Here is a 20683-nt window from a genome sequence, read left to right on the forward strand (position 1 = left end):
GCCCTAGCTCAGTCGTTAGCTTGGAACGATGGCGGAATTTCAGTATTTAGGTCGATATCCATATCCAGCATGATCTCTTCGGGCTCTTCTTGCTTCGGATTCATGATGTCTTCTGGCGTGATTACATCGTCAGCAATTTCACGCAGTGCGATAACAGTGGGCTTATCAGATTCTTCAGCGACCAGTGGTTCTTCGCCGCCGGTGGCCAGTGCACGAGCACGCTTGCTAGCGACCATCACTAGTTCAAAGCGGTTATCAACTTTATCCAGACAATCTTCAACGGTAATACGGGCCATGGTGTTTCTCGTTTGCAGTTAGCGTTTAGTAGTTTTAGTTCGGCTCAAGCGGTTTAATGCCGGGCCGGTCAAAACGGCCGAGCATTGTAGCAAAGATGGTGTACTAAAAACAATCAGCCGGTTGCTGGGCTGAGTTGATTAGCCCAGTAGTTCGTCTAATAGGGCTTGATGGCGGTTTTTCTGCGGCGCCAAGGTTAATCTTGAGCTACGCACAATGGCCTGTAAGTCAGCCAGAGCGGTATTAAAGTCATCATTAATGACCACAAAATCGCCTTGCTCATAGTGGGACATTTCGTTAACGGCCTCAGCCATCCGTTTATTAATGACCACTTCATCATCCTGACCGCGATGGGTAAGGCGCTCTCTCAGGGTGCTTTGCGAGGGCGGCATAATAAAGATAGCCAGTGTGTCCGGCATAAGCTTTTTGATTTGCGCGGCGCCCTGCCAGTCAATTTCTAGTATTACGTCATCGCCCTCGTTAAGTGTCTGCTCTACCCACGCCCGGGATGTGCCGTAATAGTTGCCAAAGACCTCTGCATACTCCAAAAAAGACTGTTCTACCAACATCGATTGAAAGTCTTCATGACTGACAAAATGGTAGTTAACGCCGTCCTGCTCACCGGGACGCATGGCTCGGGTGGTGTGAGATACTGATACTCTAACCTGTTGAATCGAATCGATTAATGCGCTGACAAGACTGGTTTTACCGGCGCCGGAAGGGGCAGAGATAGTATAAAGTTTTCCTCTGGTAGTCTGTTCAGAAGTTAATGACATTCAGGGCTTTCCTCGGACGAATACGGTGCAGTGGTTGTTATTGCTTATTCTATATTCTGGATCTGTTCGCGCATTTGCTCAATCAATACTTTTAGTTCAACGGCGGCCTGGGTGGTGTCGGTGACGATGGATTTTGATGATAGTGTATTCGCTTCGCGGTTTAACTCCTGCATCAAGAAATCTAGGCGCCGGCCACAGGCACCCCCTTTGTTGAGTACCCGTCTGACTTCGGCAAGGTGGGCGTCAAGGCGGTCTAGCTCTTCATCGACATCGGCTTTCTGGGCCAGAATAACCATTTCCTGTTCCAGGCGATCTTCATTGAGCTCGGCCTTTAATTCTTGCAATCGTTGTTGCAGCTTCTGTCGCTGGGCTTGGAGAATGTCTGGCAGTTGTTGTTTTACTGCAGCTGTAATATCGCCGATGGTATCGAGTCGCTGTTCGATCGATTGTTTTAGAGCGGCGCCCTCTCGTTCGCGACTTTCAAGCAACTGTTCCAGTGTCACCTGAAATGCAGCCAATGCCTGTTCGCAGAGTAAATCGCTGTCGATTTCTGGCTCAGACATCATGCCCGGCCATTGTAATAGTTGCAGTGGGTTTAATGCGGAGGGTTCGTTGAGTTGTTTTTGAATCGACTCCGCAGTAACAATCAATTGAGTTAGCAATTCGGCATTGACGGTGAGTTGGCTTGAATTGTCGCCAGACTGAGACTGCATACGTAAGCTGCATTCAACTTTGCCTCGGCTCAGTGTTTTACGTATTTTTTCTCGCAGGTCGTTTTCTAGACGGCGCATGGATTCCGGCAGTTTAAAGCTGGGTTCCAAATAGCGGTGATTGACTGAGCGAATTTCCCAGACCAGAGAACCACCATCGTGTTGCGTGGCCTGACGGGCAAAAGAGGTCATACTGCGAATCATAGCGGTGAATACCTTCAGTCGAATAAAGTAGTCAAATAAAACAGACAAATAAAGACCGCCATTTTAGCCCGATTGCAGCCCCTCGTCATAGCGTTCATGTGTATAATGCCCGCTCTTTTCCATTTAATCTTTGAGTTATTCCCTATGAATAGACCTAGTGGCCGTCGTCATGATCAGCTTCGCGAAGTAACCATTACCCGTAATTTTACCTGCCACGCCGAGGGCTCGGTATTGGTGACCTTTGGTAATACCAAGGTGATTTGTACTGCGTCGGTGGATGCCGGTGTGCCGAGGTTTCTAAGGGGACAAGGGCAGGGTTGGATCACAGCCGAGTACGGTATGTTGCCGCGCTCTACCGGTAGTCGGATGGGGCGTGAAGCGGCCAGAGGCAAGCAGGGCGGGCGCACTGTCGAGATTCAACGCTTGATCGGTCGCTCATTAAGAGCTGCCGTTGATTTAACCGCGCTGGGTGAAAATTCGATTACCATTGATTGCGATGTAATTCAGGCTGATGGTGGTACTCGCACCGCCTCGATTACTGGTGCCTGCGTTGCTCTGGCCGATGCTCTTCGTTATATGAAGGCCGAGGGGATGATTGAAGACAACCCGCTAAAACAAATGACCGCTGCAATTTCTGTCGGTATTTATGAAGGCGAAGCGGTGCTGGATTTGGATTACCCTGAAGATTCCAATGCAGAAACCGATATGAATGTGATTATGACTGAAGCGGGTGGTTTTATTGAGGTGCAAGGTACGGCAGAAGGTGAGCCTTATAGCCGCGCCGAACTCGATAGTATGCTGGCTTTGGCAGAGAAGGGAATTGCTGAGTTAATTGATATGCAGAAGGCGGCTTTAGCCGGTTAATTGGCAGGGGGTGGTTATTCGCCATCCCCTATTTTCCCTATTTTGCTCAGGTTTGTATTTCGTAGTCGTAATCCATAATTAACGGCGCATGGCTTGAGAAGATCTGGTTTTTATAAATGGCGCCGTATTCAATCACCGGTTTCAGTCCCTCAGAGACAATCTGGTGATCAATGCGCCAGCCATCTTTGCTGCGATCGCCATCCGGCCACCAAGTAAACTCATCATCGTCGGTGTTAATCTCACGGAAGGCGTCGGCATAGCCTAACTCCTGAAATAATTGATCCATCTGTTGTTGCTCTGCGGGCAAGGCTCCAGAGATATCTCGATTGGCTTGAATATCTTGAATATCGGACTGGGAGTGAGTCATATTCCAGTTACCACAAATCACAAACTCGCGGCGCTTATTGCGCACTTTGGTTAAGTGGTGCTGGAACAGCTCAAAGAAGTGTTTTTTGTGAGCTCTAGCGGTATCGTCCGCCTTATAAGCGCTGGGGGCCAATAAACAGCCAATACTGATTTCCTGAAAATCAGCCTGTATATAACGGCCTTCCATATCGAAGTCGATAAAGCCCAAGCCGGTCATAATGGCTTTGGGCATTTGCTTGCAATAAATGGCGACACCATTAGTGTCTTTTTCTACCGCATCGAAGAAGTAGGGGTTGTAGCCCTTTGGCCAGTAGATCTCGGCTTGTAGATCATATTCCTGTGCTTTTAGGTTTTGGATACAAATAAAGTCTGCATCCTGCTCCAGTACCCATTCGAAGAAGCCGTCTTTGGCGGCTTCCCGAATACCGTCTGCGCAAAAATTAATGATTCTCATGGTCGCCTCATTACAGTGGACAGCGTATGATGCTGGGCCTAGGAAAAATGATAGTAAAATCAGTTCTGTTGAAGCCAGAACGGTTCTCTGATTTTTTAATGCAGAGTAGGTGTTATCCCTTAACCGTTGGGGGGTATGATGCCAAGCAACGGTTTTGCTATCATTCCTATAAGCAGCATGACTGCTAAGATATAAGTTTAAAAACTCCTTGCCCGTAAAGCTAGCAAATTTTTGTTTTTAAACATTACTTATAATGAAAAATAACCATTGATGAACCCATTTAGAGATCCTGCATGCATTCTTATCAGCAACAATTTATTGAATTGGCAATAGCTAAAAATGCCTTAAAATTTGGCGAGTTTACTTTAAAGTCGGGTCGTATTAGTCCTTATTTCTTTAATGCGGGATTATTTTCTAACGGCGCTGCACTGGCGCTGCTAGCGCGTTGCTATGCCAATGCGATTATTGAATCAAATGTTGAATTCGATGTGCTGTTTGGGCCGGCCTACAAGGGCATACCATTGGCGGCGGCTACGGCTACTGCTTTGTCGGAACATTTTGATCGCGATGTTCCCTTTGCTTATAACCGTAAAGAAGCCAAAACGCATGGCGAGGGCGGCACCATCGTTGGTGATCCCCTGCAGGGTAAAGTTTTGATCATTGATGATGTTATTACCGCCGGTACGGCCGTGCGTGAAGTGATGTCAGTGATCGCCGACAACGGTGCTGAGCCTGCCGGTGTGGTGATTGGCCTAAACCGTCAAGAGCGAGGTCAGGGAGAATTCTCGGCGATTCAAGAGGTTGAAAAAGATTATGATATTCCTGTGATCAATATTGTTGATCTGGGTCTGATCATCGATTATTTACGTCATCAGCCTGACCAAGCCAACAATGTTGCCAAAATTGAGGCTTATCGCGAGCGGTATGGGGTATAACGTTTTTAAATTATTTAGCTAGAGTTGTTGCGAGACAGGCGAATTTAGACGTTCTTGGTGCCGGTCTGGGCTAAAGGCGCGGACTGACTGCCGGCGGTCTGCTTAAAGAATCCATTCATAATCACCGGCCATTGATCCTGCCAATTCTCGGTAGGTTTGCGTTTAAACTCGCTGCGAACAAACTGGCAAATACGCCCCTCTACGGTGGCTAGCAGTAAATTGGCTGCAATCGCTACTGGCATCGTGGGGCGAATACCTTCCTGAAGTTCCGCTTCACGCAGGGTTTGCTTGAGCTGAGTTTCGTAGCGGTCAAAAAGCTGTGCCACTCTGGCCCTTAGGCGCTCGGTTTCTCCTGCCAATGCATCGCCGGTAAGAATACGGGTAATGCCGGGGTTGCGCTCGGTAAAGGTCAACAGCAGAGTCAGAATCTTTTCACAGCGAGCGGTGGCTTGATCTTCTTCTTTGAGAATCATACTCACTCGGGTGAATAGGGTTTCTTCAATAAATTGGATCAGACCTTCAAACATTTTCGACTTGCTGGGAAAATGTCGATAAAGCGCTGCTTCTGAAACGCCAACTTCTTTAGCCAGACGAGCGGTTGTTATGCGCTCGCCCGGACTGACTTCCAACATATGGGCCAGGGCTTGAAGAATTTGTTGTCGGCGAGACATCTTTTTAGTCATGATAATTTTTAGTTTGCAAGCTAGTCGCTCTAACGATACCAGTTATGACTGTTGGTAATAATTATACTTGGCTGCCGTTAAGGGTCGGGCATCAACTGCTGATCAACTACTGACTGATCAAGTACTGGGTGATGGCTGTACCATTAACTACTCAAATCCCAGTGTTTTTTTATAATGATGGTTAATCCTATCGATTACCGGCAAAGGCTGCAATAAGAATCAACAAAAGAAGCGGATATTCTGAGATTTTTTTAGACGCTTTTTCAACGGCTACTTGCCTTTACAAACTGCAATTAGTGATGAGTGTACCCACCCCTTCATCGGTGAATATTTCTAATAAAACGGCATGGGGAACACGACCGTCAATAATGTGTGAGCTAGTCACTCCCTCTTTAACGGCATCTTGAGCACAGCGTATTTTTGGCAGCATGCCACCATGGATAGTGCCGTCGGCGATTAAATCATCTACTTGTTGTGTACTCATGCCAGTTAACACTTCGCCCTGTTTGTTCAAAAGGCCTGCCACATTGGTGAGCAGTATCAGTTTTTCTGCCTGCATAACCTCGGCAATTTTGCCGGCGACCAGATCCGCATTGATGTTGTAGGAGCTGCCATCACTACCTACGCCAATCGGGGCAATAACCGGAATAAAATGACTATTGATCAGCATATTCAATACGCTGGTATCAATAGCCTCAACTTCACCAACATGGCCAATATCAATAATTTCAGAGGCGGTCATATCCGGCGTTAATTGGGCGGTATTCATTTTTCTGGCGCGAATTAAATCACCGTCCTTGCCGGTAATGCCCACGGCTTTGCCACCGTTTTGATTGAGCAAATTAACAATTTCTTTATTGACGCTGCCGCCTAGCACCATTTCTACTACATCCATGGTCTGGCTATCGGTGACACGCATGCCATCGACAAAGCGTGATTCGATATTAAGTTGTTCGAGTAAACTGCCGATTTGAGGGCCGCCGCCATGCACCACAATGGGGTTCATGCCGACCAGTTTCATCAGCACAATGTCGCGGGCAAACATTTCTTTCAGTTTGTCGTCAGTCATGGCATTGCCGCCAAATTTCACCACAATGGTTTTATTGGTGAAACGTTGTATATAAGGCAGCGCTTCAGTAAGTACATTAGCGACATTGCCAGCAGCATCGCGGCTTAGGGACATGTGGATTCCTTAATGTGATCGTGAAATGGTATTAAAAACCAAATTGCAGGCTGTTATCAATGCCTGCTAGCTGTTGTTTAAATTGTGACTGAATTCGTATCATAGCGGCTTCGGTGTCAGCTTCAAAACGCAGAATCAGCATGGGGGTGGTATTAGAGGCCCTGACCAGACCCCAGCCATCTGCAAAATCTACCCGCAGGCCATCTAGAGTCGAGATTTTACTCTCATCGAATGGGCAACGGTTAATCAATTGCTCAATAATCGCAAATTTTTTCGACTCGGTGGTTGCTACTTTCAATTCTGGTGAGGCAAGACTTTGCGGTAAAGCGGCCAATTGTTGATCGAGATCTTTGTTGCTAGCGTCCAGTAATTCAATCAACCGTGCCGCGGCATAGAGGCCATCATCAAAACCAAACCAACGCTCTTTAAAGAAAATATGACCGCTGAACTCGCCGCCAAGCAGGGCGCCGGTTTCGGCCATTTTTTGTTTCATCAAGGAGTGACCGGTTTTCCACATAATGGGACGGCCGCCGTAGTGACTAATCAGGGTGCTGAGATGGCGGGTGCATTTCACATCGAATAAAACACCAGCATCGGGATGACGTGAAACAATATCCTTTGCCAATAGCATCAGTAACTGGTCAGCGGCTATTGATTTGCCCGAGGCGGTGACGACACCCAAGCGGTCGCCATCGCCGTCAAAAGCAATGCCCAGATCGGCCTGATGCTGTTGCACACCATGTTTTAAATCGGTCAGGTTAGCTTCAATCGTTGGGTCCGGATGATGATTGGGGAAATTGCCGTCAACTTCACAATAAAGCGCAACAACCTCGCAGCCAAGCTCTGTAAACAGGCGGGGCGCAATCGCACCGGCAACACCGTTGCCAGCATCCAGCACAATTTTTAATGGCTGAGCAATCGAGATGTCATTGACAATATAATTAATATATCGGCGTTCAATATCGAGCGTCTGATACTGGCCATTACCACTGGCCAACGTTTGGCTCAAAATCCGGTCTTTGAGCGATACAATCTCAGCGCCAGATAAAGCCTTGCCGGCAATAACAATTTTGATGCCATTATATTCCCGAGGATTGTGGCTACCGGTAATCATAACGCCGCTTTGAGTGTCGAGCTGGTGAGTCGCAAAGTACATTAGCGGGGTGGGTTGGGTGCCAATATCCATCACATCACAGCCACTGGCGGTTAGACCTTTGACTAGAGTCTCTCGTATTCTGGGCGAGCTGAGGCGGCCATCGGCGGCGACCACGATACGGTGCTGGCCCTGGTCAAGCGCGGCGCTACCAATGGCTAAGCCAATGGCATAAACCACGTTATCGTTAAGCTCAGTATCCGCCAGACCCCTGATATCATAGGCGCGGAAGATATTTTCTGGCAGGGTTTTTGGGATTTTCACATGATCACCGGGCAGTTTATTTTGCGGCATGATGTTCGCTAAACGGTTTTTATTTTTTTAATTTTAACCCTAGCGTCCCAAGCTTCGATCGGGCGGCTTAAGTTGCCTCGTTTTCTCGGTATCGCTGGGCAATTTCTGATAGCAAACAACGACTTAATTGTTGCTTGGACGTCATTGGCAAAGTTTTTTCCCCGCCGTTCCAGATCACCGTCACGGCATTGTTGTCGCTGTTAAAACCAATCTCGGTATTGGCGACGTCATTGGCAATCATCAAATCCAGCTTTTTCTTTTCCAGCTTGCTCTGGGCGTAACCAATCAGGTTCTGGGTTTCGGCGGCAAAACCAACGGTAAAGGGCCGCTGCTGGTGGCTGGCTACTGCGGCGATAATATCGGGGTTGCGAATTAATTCAATCGAGAGAGTCTCGGCAGATTTTTTAATTTTTTGGTCAGCGCTTTCGGCGGGGCGATAATCCGCCACTGCAGCAGCACCGATAAAAATATCGCAATTGGCCAGATTATCCATCGTTGCCTGATACATTTGTTCGGCGCTATCGACATCAATGCGTTTCACTCTGTCTGGGCTAGTCAGGCAGACAGGTCCAGCGATCAGTGTGACCGATGCTCCGGCTTCAACCGCGGCTTGAGCCAAGGCAAAGCCCATCTTGCCAGAGCTATGATTGCTGATATAGCGCACCGGGTCGATGGCTTCGCGGGTAGGGCCAGCAGTGATCACGACCTTAACACCATCCAGCTTATTGGACTGAAACTGATCGGCTGTCATTTCGGCCAATATTGCAGCTTCCAGCATACGCCCGGGGCCAATGTCGCCACAGGCTTGCGAGCCATCGCCGGGACCAAAGATAGCGACAGATTTGCTGATCAGTGTTTTGAGGTTGGCCTGTGTGGCCGCATCACGCCACATGGCTTGGTTCATCGCTGGAGCGATAGCAATCGTTGCATCAGTGGCTAGGCAGACCGTAGTTAACAAATCATCGGCCCGGCCATTGGCCAATCTGGCCATAAAATCAGCACTGGCCGGCGCTACTAACACCAGATCAGCCCAGCGAGCTAATTCAATATGGCCCATCGCCGCCTCGGCCTCAGTATCCAGTAAATCACAGTGAACCGGATTGCCAGAGAGTGCTTGCAGGGTCAGCGGGGTAATAAATTCCTGAGCTGCTCTGGTCATCACCACTCTGACAGTGGCGCCGTAGTCCTGTAGACGACGGACGAGTTCGGCCGCTTTATAGGCGGCAATCCCTCCGGTGACGCCTAGCAAAATCTGTTTGTTATTAAGTTGCTGCATACTTTTATTAGTGCGCTCTCGGCAAATTAGGAGGGAGATTGTAAGATATGTGCTCTCTCTAGGATAGGGAGTTTACCGCTAACATGGATCATCAAGGACGATATTATGGCAATTACCGATTGGCCGGCTGCCGAACGCCCGCGCGAAAAACTGATTAAACAAGGCCCCGGCGCTTTATCCGACGCTGAGTTATTGGCTATTTTCCTCCGCACCGGAACACCGGGGCTCACCGCAGTAGATTTAGCTCGGCTATTAATCAAGCAGTACGGCGGCCTCAGGGGCTTGCTAAATGCGAGCTTGGCTGAATTTTGTACCGGTTGTGGCTTGGGTGAAGCCAAATATACCCAGTTGCAGGCGGTGCTGGAAATGTCTCGGCGACATATGCATGAGCAATTAGTGCGGGATGATGCGTTAACTAGCCCCTGCTTAACGCGCCAGTATTTGTCCAGTTGCCTGAGAGACAAGCCGCAAGAGCAGTTTTGCTGCCTGTTTATGGACAGCCAGCACCGGCCTATTGTTTTTGAAACGCTGTTTTACGGCACGATTGATGCTGCCAGCGTTTATCCCAGAGAGGTGGTCAGACGTTGTTTGCATCATCATGCGGCCGCAGTGATATTGGCACACAATCACCCTAGTGGTGTGGCTGAGCCCAGTCAGGCAGATAGGCGCATCACCAACACTTTGGTGGCTGCTTTGAATTTGGTTGATATTCGGGTTTTGGATCATTTTGTGATCGGGGATGGTGAACTGGTGTCTTTTGCTGAAAGGGGGCTTCTTTGACGCCACTTTTTCGGCTTTTTACAAGTTTAAGTTGCGATCATATAGGGGTTCTGGTATAAAGTCGCGCTCCGTTCGGGCAGGTGTTTCAGCTAGAGATTTTAACTGAATACCGCCGTCATGCTGTTTAGATGCGATGATGGAATTTAGCCCCCGAAACCGTTTTTTATTAATTAGTCTTGGAAGGGACAAATCATGTCCAGAGTATGTCAGGTTACCGGCAAGCGTCCAGTAACGGGAAATAATGTATCCCACGCAAAAAACCGCACACGTCGTCGTTTTTTGCCTAACTTACATCGTCATCGTTTTTGGGTAGAAAGCGAGAATCGTTTTGTTTCTCTGCGTGTATCGACCAAAGGTATGCGTATCATTGATAAAAAGGGTATCGACGCGGTTTTGGCTGACTGTCGTTCTCGTGGCGAGAAGGTATAAGGAGTAGATCATGGCTAAAAGCGCACGCGATAAAATCAAATTAGTTTCTTCTGCCGGTACCGGTCACTATTACACCACCGATAAGAACAAACGTAACACGCCAGACAAGATGGTATTTAAGAAATATGATCCTGTCGTTCGTAAGCATGTTGAATACAAAGAATCAAAAATCAAATAATTGATGGTTGATTGTAAAAAGCCCGACTTCGCTCGGGCTTTTTTGTGTCCGCCGTTTGGCGGCAACGAAGAGAGAAAACCGCATGCCTGAATTACCCGAAGTAGAAACCACCTGTCGCGGTATAGAGCCACATATTCAGGGGCGTACTGTCAAACAGCTGGTGGTGCGTCAGCCCAGTTTGCGCTGGCCGGTGCCCGATAATCTGCCCCGCTTAATCAAGGGCCGGATGATTGAATCCGTTGAACGGCGAGCAAAATATATTTTGCTTAATTTTTCCAATGGCAGTGCCATTTTGCATCTGGGCATGTCAGGCAGTTTGCGTATTATCGAGGCTGATGAGCCACCTATGGCTCATGATCATATTGATATGGTGCTGGATAGTGGTCGGGCGCTTCGATTTACCGATCCCCGTCGCTTTGGTTGCTGGTTGTGGCAGGGTGCAAAACAAGAGACACATAAATTGTTGGCAGCTCTGGGGCCTGAGCCCTTATCAGACCAATTTGATGGCGAGCGATTGTACCAGCTATCCCGTGGCCGAAAATCGGCGGTGAAGACATTTATTATGGATAATAAAAATGTCGTCGGAGTGGGAAATATCTATGCCAATGAAGCCTTATTTGCCGCCGGAATTCGGCCTGATCGTGCCGCTGGTAACATTTCTCGGCAGCGCTATCTGGTATTGGCAGATGAAATCAAAGCGGTTTTAGCCAATGCCATAAAGCAGGGCGGTACCACTTTGCGCGATTTTGTTGGAGGTGATGGCAAGCCAGGCTATTTTAAGCAGCAACTTAAAGTCTATGGTCGGGGTGACGAATTCTGTGTGGTTTGCAAGGGTGAGCTAACTGAAATTCGCTTGGGGCAACGCAGTACAGTTTATTGTCGCCGCTGTCAGCGCTAGCCGGTTGCGATCAAGTTTTTATACTTAATCTGTAACTCATCCCGTGTTTCCAAATTATCTGGGTCTAGAGGGATACAATCCACCGGGCAGACCGATACGCACTGCGGCTCATCAAAATGACCAACGCACTCGGTGCAGCGTGCCGGTTCAATTTCGTAGATTTCGTTGCCTTGGAAAATCGCTTCATTAGGACACACCGGTTCGCAGACATCGCAATTAATACATTCGTCGGTGATCAGCAGGGCCATTGCGGTATCTTAGGTTTTAAAGCGATCGTTAAGGGCAGTGTTAACCACCGCAGGGACAAACTCGGAGACGTCGCCGTTCATAGCCGCTATTTCGCGCACCAGTGACGAGGAGATACAGGCCAGACCTGGGGAAGGTGATAGAAAGATTGTCTCAAAGCCAGCTTGCATAGCGCGGTTCATATCGGCCATTTGCATTTCATATTCAAAGTCTTTCATCGAGCGTACACCGCGAAGCACTGTAGTGCTGCCTTTACTAGCGGCGAAATCAACTAATAGCTCACTAAAGCCACAGATCTCAATATTATTCAGGTGCGCGAGGGCTTGCTGGCACAGCTCAATCCGTTGCTCCAGCGTAAACAGTGGTTGTTTTTTCTCGCTATAAGCAATCCCCAGTATCACCTTGTCAAACAGCTTGGCGGCTCTTTCCACCAAATCGACATGGCCGTTGGTAACCGGGTTAAAGGTGCCAGGATAAATCACGGTCGTCATGGAGCACTCTCAATTAATGGCCAAAGGTGATGCGATTATACCTGTCTGGGCAATTTATATAAGCGGTAGCAGACCTGACCGGCGAATTTTTCCCGATGCAATTGCCAGTTGGGGGGCAGCGCCGGCAAGGGTTCTTGCTTACCCATTTCCAAATAAAGCCAACCGCCGGGCTTTAGCATGGCTTGTTGATTAATCAACTGAACGCAGGTTTGGGCTAAATGCTGGCCAAACGGAGGGTCAAGGAAAATAATGTCATAGCGCTTATCGGTATTGTGCTGCAACCACTCGGCGGCATTGGCATGAAAAACCTGCCCATGATTGGCGTCAAGCTGTTGCAGGTTTTGCTGTAACTGACTGACAGCAGGGCGGGCATTATCAATCAGATCAACAAGGCCGGCACCGCGTGATAACGCTTCAAGCCCCAGTGCACCGCTACCGGCAAAAAGGTCGAGACATTGGGCGCCATGGATGTCCGCCATCAGCCAGTTAAATAGCGTTTCACGCACACGGTCAGTGGTTGGACGCAGGCCATCAACAGAAGGGAAGCTAAGTTTTCGGCCGCGCCACTGGCCGCCTATAATCCGTAATTGATTAGAGGCAAAATGGCTTGATCGTTTAGGCTTGGCTTTGCTCATTCCTTTCCTGTCGGTTTAGCGGTGGAGTTTAATAAATTGAGGCTCTATTTCAGGCAGCAAGGGTGGTAGGATAGCACTGTTATTAAAAGAGTGATGAGTAATTATAAAGTCCATGAAGTTTTTTGATCGTTTTAAATCCGGTAGCGATGCCGATGCTGATATCAATGCGGGCACAGATGCAGGCAGCGATAAGCCCGAAACAATTCCAACTGATTTTCCGGCACCTGAAGCTCCCGCCGAGCAAGAGGCCGATGCGTCAAGCGGATATTTTTCACGTCTTAAAAAAGGGCTTAAGCGAACCGGTAGTAGTTTTTCCAGTGGTATGGGTTCCTTATTTCTGGGTAAAAAGACCATTGATGATGAGTTGCTGGAAGAGCTGGAAACCCAGCTGCTGGTGGCGGATGTCGGCATCGAAGCCACTACCGCTATTACGGAAAATCTTGCTCGGCAAGTTTCCCGTAAAGAGCTATCTGATTCGGATGCACTTTATCAATCATTACAAAAAGAACTGGTAAGTTTATTAAAGCCTGCGGCTAAACCTTTAACCATCGACAGTGCAAAAAAACCTTATGTGATTTTAATGGTGGGTGTAAACGGCGTGGGTAAAACCACCACCATCGGCAAATTAAGCAAACGTTTTCAGGCAGAGGGGAAAAGCGTTATGTTGGCCGCCGGCGATACTTTCCGTGCCGCGGCGGTTGAACAATTGCAGATTTGGGGTGAGCGTAACGATGTCCCTGTTATTGCCCAGCATACTGGCGCGGATAGTGCCTCGGTTATTTTCGATGCAGTGCAGGCGGCGCAATCGCGTCATGTCGATGTGTTGATTGCTGATACCGCTGGTCGTCTTCACAATAAAGACAACCTGATGGAAGAGCTAAAAAAAGTCCTGCGGGTAATGCGTAAACTGGATGATACCGCGCCGCATGAAGTGATGCTGGTATTGGATGCTGGTACAGGACAAAATGCCTTGTCTCAGGCTAAGCATTTTCAGGACGCGGTAGGTGTTAGCGGTTTAACCCTGACTAAACTCGATGGCACCGCCAAAGGCGGCATTATTTTTGCCATCAGTAAACAGCTCGGTCTGCCGATACGCTTTATCGGCGTTGGTGAACAGGTTGATGATCTTAGACCTTTTACTGCTGAAGAATTTGTTCAAGCTTTATTTGGCCACGAGCAATAAAAAATCCTAATTTATTAATTGTTGCGAACCCTGAATGATACAGTTCGACCAAGTCAGCAAGCGTTACCCCGATGGCCATGAAGCGCTGAAATCAGTGAGCTTTCATATTGAGCCCAATGAAATGGTTTTTTTAACCGGCCATAGTGGCGCCGGCAAAAGTACCTTGCTCAAGTTAATGATGGTGATGGAGCGACCAACACAGGGTCAGGTGTTGATTGATGGGCAAAACCTGCGCGGCCTACCGGCAAGAAAAATTCCTGCACTGCGTCGCAATATTGGCGTGGTGTTTCAAAATCACCAATTATTATTTGATCGCACCGTCTTCGATAATATCGCGCTGCCTTTAGTGATTGCTGGCTACCAACCCAGAGAAATCGGGCGCAGAGTTCGCGCCGCGCTGGATAAAGTGGGTTTGCTCAGCAAAGAAAAACAAATGCCGGTCAGCTTGTCCGGTGGTGAGCAGCAGCGTGTCGGTATCGCCCGGGCCGTGGTGAATAAACCCAAGATTCTACTGGCGGATGAGCCAACCGGTAATCTTGATCCGGAATTGTCCGCCGAGATCATGCATTTATTTGAACAGTTCAATCAGGTGGGCGTGACGGTGCTGATTGCCAGTCACGATTTAAATCTGATAGCACGCTTGCCTCACCGAATGATGACCTTGCGCCAAGGTGAATTGGTGGCAGTGCAAGGCGGTATGTCGTGAATTCTCGGAGCAAAAACATCGGCCGTCGCGACAGCCAAGGTGCCAGCCAAAGCCGAACCAGTATCGGCGATAAAATAACTAGCTATTTGGCTCATCATCGACAAGTGGCCCGTGATAGTTTTATGCGCCTTATAAGTACCCCGATTGCCAGCATGATGACTTGGTTGGTTATCGGTATTGCACTGGCTCTTCCTTCGGGCTTATTTGTCGCGTTGGACAATGTCGAGTCCGTTAGTCGCGGCTGGGACGGTGCGGCGCAGATTTCACTGTATGTCAATAAAGTTGTCCCTGAAAAGGATGGCCGAAAATTAGCCAAAAAGCTGAAACTTAGACATGATATCGCCGAAGTTAGCTACATTTCGCGCAGCCAGGCGCTGGAAGAATTTCAAGTCTTGTCGGGCTATGGTGATGTATTGGCGCACCTTGATCAGAATCCATTACCCGCGGTTATCGTGGTTAGACCGCTTGAGCAGGGGGTTTCTGCGGCAGCCACCGAAACGCTCTATAACGAGCTGAAGGCGCTGCCCCAGATCGAACAGGCCATTATCGATTTGGAGTGGGTGCAGCGGCTCTACCATATGATGGAACTGGGTAAGCGTATGACGTTGGCGCTTGCAGCCTTACTGGCCTTGGGGGTGCTATTGGTGATTGGCAATACCATTAGACTGGCCATTGAGAGCCGCCGCGATGAGATTGTGATTGTCAAACTGGTCGGAGCTACCAATCCCTTTGTCAGGCGCCCCTTCTTGTATACCGGCCTTTGGTATGGTCTTGGGGGCGGCATTGTGTCGTGGTTATTGGTCACAATCAGCTTATTCTGGCTGAGCGGGCCTGTTGCCGAACTTTCGGGCCTCTATCAGAGTCAATTCGCGCTTCAGGGGCTAAATCTTGGCCAAACCCTGCTGCTGTGGCTATCTTCCGGGCTGCTAGGTCTGGCCGGCGCTTGGTTGGCTGTGAGCAGGCATTTGAGCTCGATAGAGCCGCGATAATCATCCCTTCTGCCTGAATTAGCTCAAATTATTGCCCTATTGGGGTGTTTAAGGGCGTTATAAACACGCATAGGGTGGTTAATTGTGAACCCTTTAGCTAATAGCGCTCGTAATAAAAGAGTGTTAAAATTGCCGCCCATCTTTTGGAGGACACTATGAGTACCGCGCTACAGACTGTGAATCTAGTACCTGGGAGTAATCTCGGCGCCTATATGCAGACTGTCAATAACTTCCCGATCCTGACCGCTGAACGCGAGCGTGAGTTAGGGGAAGAATTGTATTACCACGAAAACCTTGAAGCCGCCCGTGAGCTGGTTATGTCTCATCTGCGTTTTGTGGTGCATATCGCCAAATCTTACAAAGGTTACGGCTTGCCGCTAGCGGATTTAATTCAGGAAGGTAATGTCGGTTTAATGAAAGCCGTTAAGCGCTTTAATCCGGAAAAAGGTGTGCGCTTGGTGTCCTTCGCTGTGCATTGGGTGAAAGCCGAAATGCATGAATATATTCTGCGCAACTGGCGCATTGTTAAAGTGGCTACGACCAAAGCTCAGCGTAAATTATTTTTTAACCTGCGCGGTGCCAAAAAGAAACTGGCTTGGTTAAACAATACTGAAGCCCATGCGGTAGCCGATGATTTGGGCGTTGATGTTAAAGAAGTCAGACGTATGGAGAGCCGTCTAACCGCTTCGGACTTGGGGTTTGATGCCGGTGCCGACGATGAAGATGATGGTGTAGTCGCTCCTGCACATTATTTGGAAGACAATTCCGCCAACCCCGCGATCTTATTAGAAGATGCCGATTGGGAAAGTAACAGCAACCAACACCTACAAATCGCCTTGGAACAACTGGATGATCGCAGTCGTGATATTCTGCAAGCGCGTTGGTTAAGCGAGAGCAAACCCACCCTGCATGAAATGGCGAGTAAATACGGTGTTTCGGCTGAACGCATTCGTCAGCTGGAAAAAAATGCCATGAAAAAAGTCAGGGCCACTATGGAAGCTTAAACGTTTAAGCTAGCGTCGCCCCAAAAAACCGCCTGCAGGCGGTTTTTTTATAAGTACGGGTAAAGTCAATTCCAATCCACCATCGACAGTAGAGAACATTAATGGCAAAAACATTATTAATCATTGCAGCAATCAGTGGTTTATTGGCTGTTATGATCGGAGCTTTTGGCGCTCATGGTTTAAAAGGTCGCATCACGACAGATCTAATGGCTATTTTTCAAACCGGCGTTCAGTATCATTTTTATCATGCCCTAGCTTTATTGTTAGTCGGTATTTTAATGCTGCAATTTCCTCAACTGACACTATTAAAATTTAGCGGTTGGTTATTGGTTGCCGGTATGGTGATTTTTTCCGGCAGCTTATATGTGATGGCATTAACTGGTATTAAATGGTTGGGTGCTATAACGCCAATAGGCGGTATGGCGTTTATCGGTGGTTGGCTTACTATGGCCATAGCAATTTATAACCATATTGGCGAATAGCCTTAGTAGGTAAGTAAGCAAATATGTCAGATCAAGACACGGTAGAACGCGCCCCAGACAACGAAAAAAAACGTCGCAGTATTCGTAGCTTTGTATTGCGCACTGGCCGTATGACCCCAGGGCAGCAAAAAGCCTATGATTCGCATTGGTCTAGCAAGGGCTTGTTAATGGCCGATGGCATGATTGATTATGCTGAAGTGTTTGGCCGTCAGTCCCCAGTGGTTTTGGAAATCGGTTTTGGTATGGGCGCATCATTAGTTGAAATGGCCAAAGCTGCACCGGAGCAAGATTTTATTGGTATAGAAGTTCATCTGCCGGGTGTCGGTAAATTATTGCACGGCATGGAAGAGCATGGCGTTGACAATATCAGGGTTTATTGTGATGACGCCGTTGAAGTGCTCAATCAATGTATTGCCGATAATAGTCTGGATCGTATTCAAATCTTTTTCCCCGATCCTTGGCATAAGAAAAAACATCATAAGCGTCGCCTTATTCAGCCGCCTTTTGTGCAGGCTTTACGTAGTAAATTAAAGGCGGGGGGCGTACTTCACCTGGCAACGGATTGGCAGCCTTATGCGGAGCATATGATGGAGGTGATGGTCGCAGCCGACGGCTTTAGTAATCAGGCACAAGGGTCTGACTTTGCCGATCGTCCTGCCTATCGACCCATTACAAAATTTGAACAGCGCGGTCAGCGTTTAGGCCATGGTGTTTGGGATTTACTGTTTGAAAAAACTGCGTAAACTGTCGATATTTCCTGTTAATTACCCGTGCAAGGATTTTATTAATGGCAGTATCGACCATCAAACAGTTACTTTCCGGTTCAATAGCTACCGGTAATATCGTTAGTGTGCAAGGCTGGGTGCGCAGTCGCAGGGACTCTAAAGCTGGTATTTCTTTTATGGCCGTCCATGACGGCAGCTGCTTTGATGCTATTCAAGCCGTTATCCCCGCAGAATTAGATAATTATCAAACCGATATTTTACAGGCGGGTGCTGGTTGCTCGGTAAAAGTCACGGGTGAATTAGTCGCTTCGCAGGGCAAAGGTCAGGCTTTTGAAATTCAAGCGCAATCAGTTGACGTGATCGGCTGGGTCGATGACCCAGAATCTTATCCTGTCGCCAAAAAGCGTCATAGCTTTGAATATCTACGAACCGTTGCTCATTTGCGTCCAAGAACCAATACCTTTGGCGCCATTAGTCGTGTACGTACCGTATTGGCCAATGCTATCCATAATTATTTTTTCGATCGACAGTTTCAGTGGATTAATACACCGCTTATTACCGCCAGTGATTGCGAGGGTGCTGGTGAATTATTTCGCGTTAGCACGCTGGACCTAAGCAACCTTCCCCGTACTGAAAATCAGGCGATTGATTTCTCTCAGGATTTTTTTGGCGAAGAATCGTTTCTAACGGTTTCTGGGCAATTAAATGTTGAGTCCTATTGCTTGGCGTTATCCAAGGTCTATACCTTTGGCCCCACGTTTCGGGCAGAAAATTCCAATACCAGTCGCCATTTGGCTGAGTTTTGGATGGTGGAACCGGAAATTGCCTTTGCCGATTTGCAGGATGATGCCGATTTGGCCGAAGATTTTTTAAGCTATTTATTTAAAACGGTTTTAGATCAATGCGAAGATGATTTGGCATTCTTTAACCAATTTGTCGATAAAACCTGTTTGGAGAGACTGCAAACCGTCGCCAGTAAAAACTTTGTCCGCATGGACTATAGCGAAGCGATTAAAATTCTGGAAAAAACTAAAAAGGCATTTGAATATCCAGTCAATTGGGGGGTGGATTTGCAGTCAGAACACGAGCGGTTCTTATGTGAAGAGCATGTCGGCGCGCCAGTGATTGTGATGAACTATCCCAAAGATATTAAAGCCTTCTATATGCGAATGAACGATGATGAAAAAACCGTTGCCGCTATGGACGTGCTGGCGCCGGGTATTGGTGAAATTATTGGCGGCAGTCAGCGCGAAGAACGCTTGGATATTTTAACGGATCGGATGGCAGAGCAGGGCGTGGGCGATGAATTATGGTGGTATAAGGACCTTCGTCGTTACGGCACCGTGCCCCATGCCGGTTTTGGTTTGGGTTTTGAGCGTTTAATTAGCTATGTTACTGGTATGGACAATATTCGTGATGCCATTCCATTCCCAAGAACGCCGGGCAGTGCGCCTTTTTAAAAACCAGCGGAATTAGCGCTATCAGTGAAAGATAATCATTATGCTGCATAGAATTTGGCTAAGTTTTTTTATCATAGGATTTATTTCCGCGTTTTATCAGTGGCTGGGTATTGGCGATGCTGACGTTTTTCAACGCATTATAAAATCTACCTTCGATATGGCGTCACTGTCGGTTGAGTTATCTATCGGCCTAATTGGCGTGCTGAGTTTATGGTTGGGTATTGCCGCTCTGGGTGAGGCTAGCGGATTAATGACAAAGTTAGCACGGGTATTGTCTCCGCTGTTTACTAGGCTAATGCCTGAAGTGCCAAAGGGGCATCCCGCTATTGGTTCGATGACGTTAAATCTTTCGGCCAATGCGCTGGGGCTTGATAATGCGGCAACACCTTTGGGTTTAAAGGCCATGCAGGATTTGCAATCACTTAACCCAAAGCCGGATACCGCTAGTAATGCACAAATTTTGTTTCTGGTATTAAATACCTCGTCGGTGACTTTATTTCCTATAACAGTATTACTTTATCGGGCACAGCTGGGTGCGGCTGATCCGGCATCTGTTTTTATTCCTATCTTGCTGGCTACCAGTTGTTCAACCTTGGCCGGTTTATTAGTTACGGCGTGGGTGCAAAAAATAAAATTATGGGACACAGTCGTGTTGGGTTATCTGGCGTTAATGATGGGGTCGTTATTTGCACTAGTGGCATATTTTGCCACATTGAGTGCCGAGCAACTTCAGCACAGCTCCAGCGTAGTGAGCAACCTAATGATTTTTAGTATCATTATGTTGTTCTTGTTAGTGGCGCATTATAAAAAAGTTAATGTCTATGACACGTTTATTGATGGCGCCAAAAACGGCTTTCAGGTTGCGATTGATATTATTCCTTTTTTATTGGCGATGTTGGTAGCCATTGGTATTTTTCGAGCCAGCGGCGCATTGGATATTGCTATTGATGCAGTCAGGGATATTGTGACGATGGCTGGTTGGGATACGCGCTTTGTCGATGCCTTACCAACCGCTATGATGAAGCCGCTCAGTGGCTCTGGTGCCAGAGCGATGATGGTTGAAACCATGAACACGCATGGCGTAGATTCCTTCCAGGGTTTGTTGTCAGCCACTATTCAAGGCTCCACCGAAACCACCTTCTATGTCTTGGCAGTCTATTTCGGCAGTGTCGGTATTCGCCATGGACGCCATGCACTGGCCTGCGGTTTAACGGCCGACCTTGCCGGTATTGTCTCCGCTATTTTTATCGCCTATTGGTTTTATGTTTAACGCCAAAACCGACCA

25 protein-coding genes are annotated in these 20683 nt (G+C 47.9%); 14 read left to right on the plus strand and 11 right to left on the minus strand.

What is annotated here, in order from left to right:
- Positions 1-8: 8 nt before the first annotated feature.
- From rpoZ to AACP44_RS00405, 3 genes are all read right to left on the minus strand, one after another.
- Complete coding sequence (gene rpoZ / locus AACP44_RS00395) at positions 9-296, minus strand: DNA-directed RNA polymerase subunit omega (RefSeq protein ID WP_339337880.1); 288 nt, start codon at positions 294-296, stop codon at positions 9-11.
- Positions 297-434: 138 nt separating this feature from the next.
- On the minus strand, positions 435-1070 hold the full coding sequence (gene gmk / locus AACP44_RS00400; protein ID WP_339337881.1) for a guanylate kinase: 636 nt from the start codon (positions 1068-1070) through the stop codon (positions 435-437).
- Positions 1071-1114: 44 nt separating this feature from the next.
- On the minus strand, positions 1115-1984 hold the full coding sequence (locus AACP44_RS00405) for a YicC/YloC family endoribonuclease (RefSeq protein ID WP_339337956.1): 870 nt from the start codon (positions 1982-1984) through the stop codon (positions 1115-1117).
- Positions 1985-2128: 144 nt separating this feature from the next.
- Here AACP44_RS00405 and rph point away from each other — a divergent pair, with 144 nt between their 5' ends.
- Positions 2129-2848 (plus strand): ribonuclease PH, encoded by a 720-nt coding sequence (gene rph / locus AACP44_RS00410; protein ID WP_339337883.1) that lies wholly within the window; start codon positions 2129-2131, stop codon positions 2846-2848.
- A gap of 46 nt (positions 2849-2894) precedes the next feature.
- Here rph and AACP44_RS00415 read toward each other — a convergent pair whose 3' ends face one another.
- A complete protein-coding gene (locus AACP44_RS00415) occupies positions 2895-3668 on the minus strand; it encodes an exodeoxyribonuclease III (protein WP_339337885.1) in 774 nt (257 codons plus the stop codon).
- Positions 3669-3961: 293 nt separating this feature from the next.
- On the opposite strand from AACP44_RS00415, the gene pyrE reads away from it, so the two are divergent.
- Positions 3962-4603, plus strand: coding sequence for an orotate phosphoribosyltransferase (gene pyrE / locus AACP44_RS00420; RefSeq protein ID WP_339337887.1), 642 nt, complete (start codon positions 3962-3964; stop codon positions 4601-4603).
- A 44-nt stretch (positions 4604-4647) separates the two neighbouring features.
- On the opposite strand, the gene slmA is transcribed toward pyrE, so the two are convergent.
- From slmA to coaBC, 4 genes are all read right to left on the minus strand, one after another.
- Positions 4648-5286, minus strand: a complete 639-nt coding sequence (slmA, locus tag AACP44_RS00425; RefSeq protein WP_339337889.1) for a nucleoid occlusion factor SlmA — start codon at positions 5284-5286, stop codon at positions 4648-4650.
- A 280-nt stretch (positions 5287-5566) separates the two neighbouring features.
- On the minus strand, positions 5567-6469 hold the full coding sequence (argB, locus tag AACP44_RS00430) for an acetylglutamate kinase (protein WP_339337891.1): 903 nt from the start codon (positions 6467-6469) through the stop codon (positions 5567-5569).
- A 31-nt stretch (positions 6470-6500) separates the two neighbouring features.
- Positions 6501-7916: a phosphomannomutase/phosphoglucomutase gene (locus AACP44_RS00435; protein ID WP_339337893.1), complete on the minus strand. Its 1416-nt coding sequence runs from the start codon at positions 7914-7916 to the stop codon at positions 6501-6503.
- Positions 7917-7983: 67 nt separating this feature from the next.
- The gene (gene coaBC, locus AACP44_RS00440) at positions 7984-9192 is read right to left on the minus strand and encodes a bifunctional phosphopantothenoylcysteine decarboxylase/phosphopantothenate--cysteine ligase CoaBC (RefSeq protein ID WP_339337895.1); all 1209 of its coding nucleotides are present in this window, start codon (positions 9190-9192) and stop codon (positions 7984-7986) included.
- Between the two features lie 105 nt (positions 9193-9297).
- On the opposite strand from coaBC, the gene radC reads away from it, so the two are divergent.
- The 4 genes from radC to mutM all read left to right on the plus strand — a co-directional run bounded on the left by radC (position 9298) and on the right by mutM (position 11477).
- Complete coding sequence (gene radC, locus AACP44_RS00445; protein WP_339337897.1) at positions 9298-9972, plus strand: DNA repair protein RadC; 675 nt, start codon at positions 9298-9300, stop codon at positions 9970-9972.
- 192 nt (positions 9973-10164) lie between these two features.
- Positions 10165-10401: a 50S ribosomal protein L28 gene (gene rpmB, locus AACP44_RS00450; RefSeq protein ID WP_339337899.1), complete on the plus strand. Its 237-nt coding sequence runs from the start codon at positions 10165-10167 to the stop codon at positions 10399-10401.
- Between the two features lie 10 nt (positions 10402-10411).
- A complete protein-coding gene (gene rpmG / locus AACP44_RS00455) occupies positions 10412-10579 on the plus strand; it encodes a 50S ribosomal protein L33 (RefSeq protein WP_339337901.1) in 168 nt (55 codons plus the stop codon).
- 82 nt (positions 10580-10661) lie between these two features.
- Positions 10662-11477 carry a bifunctional DNA-formamidopyrimidine glycosylase/DNA-(apurinic or apyrimidinic site) lyase gene (gene mutM, locus AACP44_RS00460; protein ID WP_339337903.1) on the plus strand — a complete coding sequence of 272 codons (816 nt, stop codon included), beginning with the start codon at positions 10662-10664 and terminating at the stop codon, positions 11475-11477.
- Here mutM and AACP44_RS00465 read toward each other — a convergent pair.
- Genes AACP44_RS00465 through rsmD form a run of 3 tightly spaced genes read right to left on the minus strand, consistent with a single transcriptional unit; the run spans position 11474 to position 12849 of the window.
- A complete protein-coding gene (locus tag AACP44_RS00465; protein ID WP_339337905.1) occupies positions 11474-11725 on the minus strand; it encodes a YfhL family 4Fe-4S dicluster ferredoxin in 252 nt (83 codons plus the stop codon). The two genes, mutM and AACP44_RS00465, sit on opposite strands and share 4 nt — an antisense overlap.
- Before the next feature lie 9 nt (positions 11726-11734).
- A complete protein-coding gene (coaD, locus tag AACP44_RS00470; protein ID WP_339337907.1) occupies positions 11735-12214 on the minus strand; it encodes a pantetheine-phosphate adenylyltransferase in 480 nt (159 codons plus the stop codon).
- 35 nt (positions 12215-12249) lie between these two features.
- Complete coding sequence (gene rsmD / locus AACP44_RS00475) at positions 12250-12849, minus strand: 16S rRNA (guanine(966)-N(2))-methyltransferase RsmD (protein ID WP_339337909.1); 600 nt, start codon at positions 12847-12849, stop codon at positions 12250-12252.
- A 112-nt stretch (positions 12850-12961) separates the two neighbouring features.
- On the opposite strand from rsmD, the gene ftsY reads away from it, so the two are divergent.
- The 8 genes from ftsY to AACP44_RS00515 all read left to right on the plus strand — a co-directional run bounded on the left by ftsY (position 12962) and on the right by AACP44_RS00515 (position 20668).
- Complete coding sequence (ftsY, locus tag AACP44_RS00480; protein ID WP_339337911.1) at positions 12962-14032, plus strand: signal recognition particle-docking protein FtsY; 1071 nt, start codon at positions 12962-12964, stop codon at positions 14030-14032.
- A gap of 34 nt (positions 14033-14066) precedes the next feature.
- Positions 14067-14738: a cell division ATP-binding protein FtsE gene (gene ftsE, locus AACP44_RS00485; protein ID WP_339337913.1), complete on the plus strand. Its 672-nt coding sequence runs from the start codon at positions 14067-14069 to the stop codon at positions 14736-14738.
- Positions 14735-15727 carry a permease-like cell division protein FtsX gene (gene ftsX, locus AACP44_RS00490; RefSeq protein WP_339337915.1) on the plus strand — a complete coding sequence of 331 codons (993 nt, stop codon included), beginning with the start codon at positions 14735-14737 and terminating at the stop codon, positions 15725-15727. Before ftsE ends, ftsX begins: the two co-directional genes overlap by 4 nt.
- Positions 15728-15882: 155 nt before the next feature.
- Positions 15883-16731 (plus strand): RNA polymerase sigma factor RpoH, encoded by an 849-nt coding sequence (rpoH, locus tag AACP44_RS00495; RefSeq protein ID WP_339337917.1) that lies wholly within the window; start codon positions 15883-15885, stop codon positions 16729-16731.
- A 101-nt stretch (positions 16732-16832) separates the two neighbouring features.
- Positions 16833-17213 (plus strand): DUF423 domain-containing protein, encoded by a 381-nt coding sequence (locus tag AACP44_RS00500; protein ID WP_339337918.1) that lies wholly within the window; start codon positions 16833-16835, stop codon positions 17211-17213.
- 23 nt (positions 17214-17236) lie between these two features.
- Positions 17237-17956 (plus strand): tRNA (guanosine(46)-N7)-methyltransferase TrmB, encoded by a 720-nt coding sequence (gene trmB / locus AACP44_RS00505; protein WP_339337920.1) that lies wholly within the window; start codon positions 17237-17239, stop codon positions 17954-17956.
- A gap of 44 nt (positions 17957-18000) precedes the next feature.
- Positions 18001-19398, plus strand: a complete 1398-nt coding sequence (gene asnS, locus AACP44_RS00510; RefSeq protein ID WP_339337922.1) for an asparagine--tRNA ligase — start codon at positions 18001-18003, stop codon at positions 19396-19398.
- A gap of 40 nt (positions 19399-19438) precedes the next feature.
- Complete coding sequence (locus tag AACP44_RS00515; protein WP_339337924.1) at positions 19439-20668, plus strand: nucleoside recognition domain-containing protein; 1230 nt, start codon at positions 19439-19441, stop codon at positions 20666-20668.
- The last annotated feature ends 15 nt before the right edge of the window (positions 20669-20683 follow it).

The sequence above is a fragment of the uncultured Oceanicoccus sp. genome (assembly GCF_963968385.1).
Classification (GTDB): Bacteria; Pseudomonadota; Gammaproteobacteria; order Pseudomonadales; family Dasaniaceae; genus Oceanicoccus.